At 66.5% G+C, this 7,393-nt stretch carries 7 protein-coding genes; 2 read left to right on the plus strand and 5 right to left on the minus strand.

Features of this window, described 5'->3' with window-relative positions:
- From arc to V6M46_RS08135, 3 genes are all read right to left on the minus strand, one after another.
- Positions 1-1,470: proteasome ATPase (gene arc, locus V6M46_RS08125; protein ID WP_332663605.1), on the minus strand; the 1,470-nt coding region annotated here is incomplete at its 3' end.
- Positions 1,471-1,576: 106 nt separating this feature from the next.
- Positions 1,577-2,467, minus strand: coding sequence for a tRNA (adenine-N1)-methyltransferase (locus tag V6M46_RS08130; RefSeq protein WP_332663607.1), 891 nt, complete (start codon positions 2,465-2,467; stop codon positions 1,577-1,579).
- The gene (locus V6M46_RS08135) at positions 2,467-3,393 is read right to left on the minus strand and encodes a site-2 protease family protein (RefSeq protein WP_332663609.1); all 927 of its coding nucleotides are present in this window, start codon (positions 3,391-3,393) and stop codon (positions 2,467-2,469) included. Before V6M46_RS08135 ends, V6M46_RS08130 begins: the two co-directional genes overlap by 1 nt.
- Positions 3,394-3,459: 66 nt before the next feature.
- Between V6M46_RS08135 and V6M46_RS08140 the strand changes: the two genes are divergently transcribed.
- Entirely contained in the window at positions 3,460-5,442 is a 1,983-nt protein-coding gene (locus V6M46_RS08140; RefSeq protein ID WP_332663611.1) for a PD-(D/E)XK nuclease family protein, read from the plus strand.
- Between the two features lie 72 nt (positions 5,443-5,514).
- Here the strand turns inward: V6M46_RS08140 and V6M46_RS08145 are convergent, their stop codons facing one another.
- On the minus strand, positions 5,515-5,811 hold the full coding sequence (locus V6M46_RS08145; RefSeq protein WP_332663617.1) for a GIY-YIG nuclease family protein: 297 nt from the start codon (positions 5,809-5,811) through the stop codon (positions 5,515-5,517).
- Positions 5,812-5,972: 161 nt separating this feature from the next.
- Positions 5,973-6,614: an HAD family hydrolase gene (locus V6M46_RS08150; protein ID WP_332663613.1), complete on the minus strand. Its 642-nt coding sequence runs from the start codon at positions 6,612-6,614 to the stop codon at positions 5,973-5,975.
- Positions 6,615-6,812: 198 nt separating this feature from the next.
- On the opposite strand from V6M46_RS08150, the gene V6M46_RS08155 reads away from it, so the two are divergent.
- The coding region (locus tag V6M46_RS08155) for a homocysteine S-methyltransferase family protein (protein ID WP_332663615.1) at positions 6,813-7,393 on the plus strand (581 nt) is incomplete at its 3' end.

The following is a 7,393-nucleotide window of genomic DNA, read 5'->3' on the forward strand; positions in this document are numbered from 1 at the left end:
GGCCCGGTCGACGATGTTCTGGATCATGGCGCCGGAGTTGAAGTCCTTGAAGTAGAGGACTTCCTTGTCGCCGTTGGCGTAGGTGACCTCGAGGAACTGGTTGTCCTCGGACTCGGTGTACATACGCTCGACGGTGCGCTGGATCATGCCCGTCACGCAGGCCTGGCGATCGCCGTTCCACTCCCCCAGGTCGTCCGCGTGCAGCGGCAGGCTCGGGGTGAGGTACTTGCTGAAGATGTCGGTCGCCGACTCGGCGTCGGGGCGCTCGATCTTGATCTTGACGTCGAGGCGGCCGGGTCGCAGGATCGCCGGGTCGATCATGTCCTCGCGGTTGGAGGCGCCGATGACCAGGACGTTCTCGAGCCCCTCGACACCGTCGATCTCGCTGAGCAGCTGCGGCACGATCGTGTTCTCGACGTCGGACGAGACGCCCGAGCCACGGGTGCGGAACAGCGAGTCCATCTCGTCGAAGAACACGATGACGGGGGTGCCCTCGCTGGCCTTCTCACGGGCCCGCTGGAAGACCAGGCGGATGTGCCGCTCGGTCTCGCCGACGTACTTGTTGAGCAGCTCAGGACCCTTGATGTTGAGGAAGTAGGACCGCCCCTCCTCGCCGGTGCGCTCCGACACCTTCTTGGCCAGCGACGCCGCGACCGCCTTGGCGATCATGGTCTTGCCGCAGCCCGGAGGGCCGTAGAGCAGGACGCCCTTGGGCGGCTTGAGCTCGTGCTCGATGAAGATCTCGGGGTGCAGGTAGGGCAGCTCGACCGCGTCGCGGATCGACTCGATCTGGCTGCGCAGGCCACCGATGCTCTCGTAGTCGATGTCCGGGACCTCTTCGAGGACCAGGTCCTCGACCTCGCTCTTGGGGATGCGCTCGTAGACGTAGCCCGATCGCGAGTCGAGCAGCAACGAGTCGCCAGGACGCAGCTTGATGCCGTCGAGCGAGTGCGCGAGGCGCACGATCCGCTCTTCGTCGGCATTGCCCATCACGAGGGCGCGCTCGTTGTCCGCCAGGATCTCCTTGAGCGAGACCACCTCGCCGACGAGCTCGAAGTCGAGCGCCGTGACGACGTTCATCGCCTCGTTGAGGATGACCTCCTGGCCCTTCTGCAGGGCTTCCTTGTCGACGGACGGGCTGACGTTGACGCGCAGCTTGCGGCCGCCCGTGAACACGTCGACGGACTCATCGTCGTTGCGTTGCAGGAACGTGCCGAAACCCGTCGGCGGCTGCGCCAGCCGGTCGACCTCTTCCTTGAGCGACACGATCTGGTCGCGGGCCTCACGGAGTGTCGACGTGAGGCGCTCGTTCTGTGAGCTGGTGGCAGCGAGCTTGGCCTCGAGCTCGGAGAGTCGCGAGTCGGTGGATCCCTCGGTGCCGAGTCGGCGCCTCAGGTGCTCGACCTCCGCGCGCAAGTAGGCGAGCTCCTGTTCGGATTCGCTCGTCTGGATGGGCTCGTTGTCTGTCATGGCCACCTCCTGCTCGTACAAAAGACCCTACCCGCCCGCACCAGTTCTACGTCTGTCATCTCGGACACAGGGACAGTGTCTTTTGGATGACGTTGCACCGACGTGACTAATCGTCGATGAATCCGGCGGGTCGCGGGCCTGTGTAGTCGGGGCCGTACGCACCCGGTGCGGGACGCCGCGACTTCTCCAACGACGTCTGGCCGGGCGCCATCTTGCGGGCGGTCACGAGGAATGCCGTGTGGCCGTTCATCTTGTGGTCGGGGCGCACCGCGAGGCCCTCGAGGTGCCAGTCGCGCTCCAGCGTCTCCCACGCCCGGGGCTCGGTGAACTCGCCCTGCTCGCGCACGGTCTCGACGAACCGGGACAGCTGGGTCGTCGTTGCGACGTAGGCACACATGATGCCGCCGGGCACGAGGCGCTCGGCGGCGAGCGGGATGCAGGTCCACGGATCGACCATGTCGAGGATCAGGCGGTCGATCTCGGTCTCGCTGATGACCTCGCGCACGTCGCCGACCGTCAGGGTCCAGCCCGGCGGGTTGGGGCCGGCAACCTGGTGGATGTTGCGCTCGACGTTCTCGGCGAAGTCCTCGCGGATCTCGTAGGAGCCGAGCGTGCCCTCAGGGCCGATCGCCCGCAGCAGGTATGCCGTCAGGCTGCCCGAGCCCGCCCCGGCCTCGACGACGCGGGCTCCGGGATAGATGTCGGCCTGCGCCACGATCTGCGCGGCGTCCTTGGGGTAGATGATCGCGGCGCCGCGCGGCATCGAGACGACGTACTCGAACAGCAGCGGGCGGAACACCTGGTAGGGCGCGCCCATCGACGACTCGATGACGATGCCCTCGGGGTGCCCGATCATGTCGTCGTGACGGATCTGGCCCTTCTTGGTCGAGAACTCCGACCCGGCCTCGAGCTGGACGTTGTGCTTGCGGCCCTTGGGGTCGGTCAGGCGTACCCATTCCCCCGGCTCGAGCGGGCCACTGCGCATGAACGAGGTCATCAGCGGCTCGCTCGGTAGGCTTCGTCGACGGCGCGGGCGGTGAGCACGCCGAAGATGGTGCCATCCGCCTCCACCAGCGCGTACGCCTCAGCGGGTCGTGCTGCCATGGCCTTCAAGAGTTCTGCTCCGTGGAGGTCGGCCGAGAGCTGCTCGGCGTTGGGTGGCGGTGTGGCGCCGGCGAAGCCGATCGTGCGGGCATCGAGGGCGTTGATCCTGGCCGAGCGGCCGGCGTTGCTCAGCGCGTCGCCCGCGCCCTGCCACAGGAACCAGCCGACCAGGACGGCGATCGCGACATCGATCTCGAAGGTCGGCTCGGCGCTGCGGGTGAGGGCGTACGCCACGAGCGCGACGGCGGTGACGCGACCGATCCACGCCGCGATGCGGATGCCGGTCTCCTCGCGGCCGGTGACCTGCCAGATGATCGCCCGGAAGACCCGGCCACCGTCCAGGGGCAGCCCCGGCAGCATGTTGAAGATCGCGACCAGGATGTTGACCTGTGCCACCGCGTACACGACGTCGGCGGGCGTGCCGCTGAGTCTCGGCTCGACGGCGAAGCACACCAGGCCGATCGCGAGCGACGACAGCGGGCCGGCGATCGAGATCGCCAGCTCCTGCCACGGTCTGCGGCTCTCGCCCTCGATCAGCGTCTCGCCGCCGAGCAGGTGGAGCGTCACCGAGTGGACCCGCATGCGGTAGTGACGAGCCACCGCGACGTGGGCGAGCTCGTGGATCAGGACCGAGATGTAGAGCGCCACGACGAAGGCCGCGGCGAGCACGTACGGATTGGCGTCGGTGCGCTCGTCGAACCGCGGCGCGAACAGCAGGACCAGGAACAAGCCCATGATCAGCAGCGATGGCCGGATGAGCACGTCGACGCCGACGAGGCGTCCGAGACGCCAGGCGCCGGGGTGCTGGGTTGTGCTCACCGAGTCAACCTATCGGGTTGCGTGGCGTGATCCGATTCGTCGGTGGGCCGAACTAGTCTGCTGGGCATGGACGACTCCGACACGCCGCTGACCGTACGCCGGTCGTTGTCGCCGAGCCGTGCCGGCGACTTCCAGAACTGTCCGCTGCTCTATCGCTTCCGCACGATCGATCGGCTGCCCGAGCCAGCTGACCCGATCGCGGTCCGCGGCACGCTGGTGCACGCCGTGCTTGAGGATCTGTTCGGTGAGGCCGCCCCCGGACGCACCCTCGAGCGTGCCGTTGAGCTGCTGCCCGGCGAGTGGGAGAAGCTGCGTGCTGAGGAGTCCCGGCTCGCCGAGCTGTTCACTGCCGAGCAGGCTGCTGATGAGACCGCGTGGCTGGCGTCGTGCGTCGACCTCCTGGAGACGTACTTCGGCATGGAGGACCCGCGTTATCTCGAGCCGGCGTCGCGCGAGGATCGGGTGTCCTACGAGCTGGAGTCCGGTGTCACGTTCGCCGGCATCGTCGACCGCATCGACATCGCTCCCGACGGCCGCATCAGAGTGGTGGACTACAAGGGTTTGGCGGTCGACACGCCGCTTCCCACCCCTGACGGCTGGACCACGATGGGTGAGGTCCAGGTTGGCGATCAACTCTTTGGCAGCGACGGCCGGCCGGTGCGCGTCACAAAGAAATCTGGAGTCCACCACCGTCCTTGCTACCGGGTGACCTTCCGCGACGGCAGCGAGGTGGTGTGCGACAACGTCCATTTGTGGACAGTCGTCAGAAGCCACCGCCAAGTCAGGTCGACGATGACCGTCGACACCGATCGCCTTGCCGAGATCATGCGCGAAGTGTCGGCAGCCGGCACGCCGCGGTCCGTTTGGGTCGAGACTGCTGCAGCTCTCGAGACTGACGAGACGGAACTCGTGGTTGATCCGTGGTTGCTTGGAGCCTGGCTGGGCGACGGCTCAACTCGTAGCGGGCGGATCAGCGTTGGCAAGCGGGATCTTTCGGACATGTCCACCCTGATCAAGGAGCACTGGTCCGGCGAGGTTCGCTGCGTCGAGGAGAGCACCGCATACTCGGTGACGCCGGTGAAGCTTTCGGACCGGTGCACTTTCGGGCACAACACATTCCGTCCCGCCACTCCAGGTCATGAGACTCGCCGTTGCGCGCACGAACAGGATCACCGGGGCATGGACGCCTGGAACCTGTCGCTCAGCACGCTCCTCGGTCAGATAGGGGTCCGCGGGAACAAGCACATCCCGCCGATCTACCTGCGCGCCGGCGTCGAGCAGCGCAGAGAATTGTTACGCGGCCTGATGGACACCGATGGGTGGTGGAGCCTGGCTCGCCGGAGAGCAGGGTTCACCACCACAAATGATCGTCTTGCGGCTGACGTTGTCGAGCTCTTGAGATCGCTGGGTATCAACCCACAACACTTCACGAAGGACTACGAGAACGCCATCCGTGCGGACAGAACTTGGCACATCATCGAGTTCACTCCGGGCGATTTCAATCCGTTCTCCCTCGCTCGCAAGGCAATCTTGGCTGAGGTCCAGGTGACGCCCCTCCAACGCGAACTCACTCGTCGCCGAGTGATTGCTTCGGTCGAACCCGTGGAGTCGGTTCCGACACAATGCGTCGCTGTCGACGCGGCCGATTCTCTCTACCTTTGCGGCCGCGGCTTCGTGCCGACGCACAACACCGGCAAGGCCCCGAATCCGCGTTTCGAGGATCGGGCGATGTTCCAGATGCGGTTCTATGCGCTGGTCATCTGGCGCACCCGCGGCGTGCTGCCGACCCTGCTGCAGCTGATGTACCTCGGCGACGGGTCGTTCCTGACCTACGAGCCGGACGAGCAGGAGCTGCTGGCGACCGAGCGCAAGCTGCTCGCTCTGTGGGCCGCGATCGAGCGCGCCATCGAGCTGCGCGACTTCCCGCCCCGCAAGAGCGGACTGTGCGGCTGGTGCGCCCACAAGGCGCTGTGCCCCGAGTTCGGCGGCACTCCCCCGGAGATGCCCTTCTTCGAGGTCGTCAACGTGACCACGCCGGCCCCGGCCTGACGGGCCCCACTGTGTGAGCAAGCGGTCGAAGGGCTCGGGTGACCACCGCTCCTTGAGCTTGTCGAAAGGACGTTAGCTCTCCTGCTCGCGTCGCTGACGGTTGCGAGCCAAGTTCGGAAGAGCTGCGTAGTCTCCGCGGATCAATGCCTCACGCTTCGCCCGCGACCAACCGTGGATACGCCGCTCGACGCCCCAAGCCTCCACAACCCGTTCGAACTCGCACGCGTACACGAGACGCACTGGCAGGCGTCTTCTCGTGTATTGGCCTCCCAGACCCTGTTGGTGTTGCCACAGCCGTGATTCAAGGTTTCGGGTACTCCCGACGTAGTAAGAGCCATCTGCGCATTCGAGGATGTAGACGTAAGCCATGACGTCATCAGAGCCGAACGCGAAGAACACGTCACCTGCTGTGTCCACAGGGCCCTTTCGACAGGCTCAAGGAACGGTGGTCGTACGAGTCGAGACCGCGGGGGCCCTTTCGACAGGCTCAAGGAACGGTGGTCGAGGAGCGGTGGTCGGCTCGAGGGCACTCAGGCGAAGAGCGCGGCGAGGTCGTCGATGCCCAAACCCTCCAGCGTGGGGACCTGGATGCGGCTCTCAGCATGGGGCACGTTGACGAAGTGCGGCACCACGAGCACGTCGCACCCCGCAGCGTTGGCCGAGGTGGCACCAGTGCCGGAGTCCTCGATCGCGAGGCAGTCCTGGGCGTCGACCCCCAGTAGCTCCGCTGCCAGCAGGTAGGGATCGGGGTGTGGCTTGGGACGGGAGACGATGTCCCCCGTGACGACGGCCTTGAACGGCAGCGACGCGGCCACCGGCTCCGCGATCGAGGTGTACGACATCGTGACGAGTGCCTGCGGCACACCGGCGGAGTCGAGGGCCCCGATCAGGTCGCGGGCGCCCGGCCGCCACTCGATGTGCTCGGACAGTGCCGCGGCGAGCTGGCTCACGAGGTAGTCGACGACGTCCTCGGCCGTCATCTCGATCTCGAGCTTCTCGCGGATGTAGTGGCCGGACCCGAGCAGGGAGTTGCCGACCAGGGCGAGGCCGTCCTCCTCGGTCCAGATCTTGCCGTGGGCCGCGGCGAGCTCGTGCTCAGCGGCCATCCAGAGCGGCTCGGTGTCGACGATGGTGCCGTCGAGGTCCCAGAGGACGGCGGCGTATTCAGTCACACGTCAACCGTAGAGCAGCGCCTGCAACGACAATCCGCGAGTCGGACGTCTGTCCACGTAGATGGAAGGTCGCGGCGTGACCTTGTCTCCCGTGAGATAGTTGTAGCACTAAGTTCGGGAGCTCCCGAGGCCCAGGCGAGCCCGCCGCCGGCTGGAGCGCCCCAGCATTCCTACCGATCAACACCTCGAGGATTGCTTGTGTCCCACTCCCCCAACCTCCGTCCTGACGCCACGTCCGCCCTGACCGAGCTCCTGCGGAGCCGCATCATGGTGCTGGATGGCGCGATGGGTACGGCGATCCAGCGGGATCGCCCCGACGAGGCGGGTTACCGCGGTGAGCGGTTCGCCGACTGGCCGTCCGACGTCCAGGGCAACAACGACCTCCTGACGCTGACCCAGCCCGACATCATCGCCGGCATCCACCGCGAGTACCTCGAGGCCGGCGCGGACATCATCGAGACCAACACGTTCAACGCGCAAGGGATCTCGCTCGGCGACTACGGCATGGAGGAGCTCTCCTACGAGCTCAACTTCGAGTCAGCGCGCCTGGCCCGGCGCGAGTGCGACGCGATGACCGAGCGCACGCCGGACCGGCCGCGCTATGTCGCCGGCGCGCTCGGACCCACGACACGTACGGCCTCGATCTCGCCGGACGTCAACGATCCGGGCGCCCGCAACGTGACGTTCGACGAGCTCGTCGACGCCTACAAGACCGCGGCCAAGGGCCTGCTCGACGGTGGCTCCGACGTCATCTTCATCGAGACGATCTTCGACACGCT

It is taken from the genome of Aeromicrobium sp. (assembly GCF_036676885.1).
GTDB lineage: Bacteria > Actinomycetota > Actinomycetes > Propionibacteriales > Nocardioidaceae > Aeromicrobium.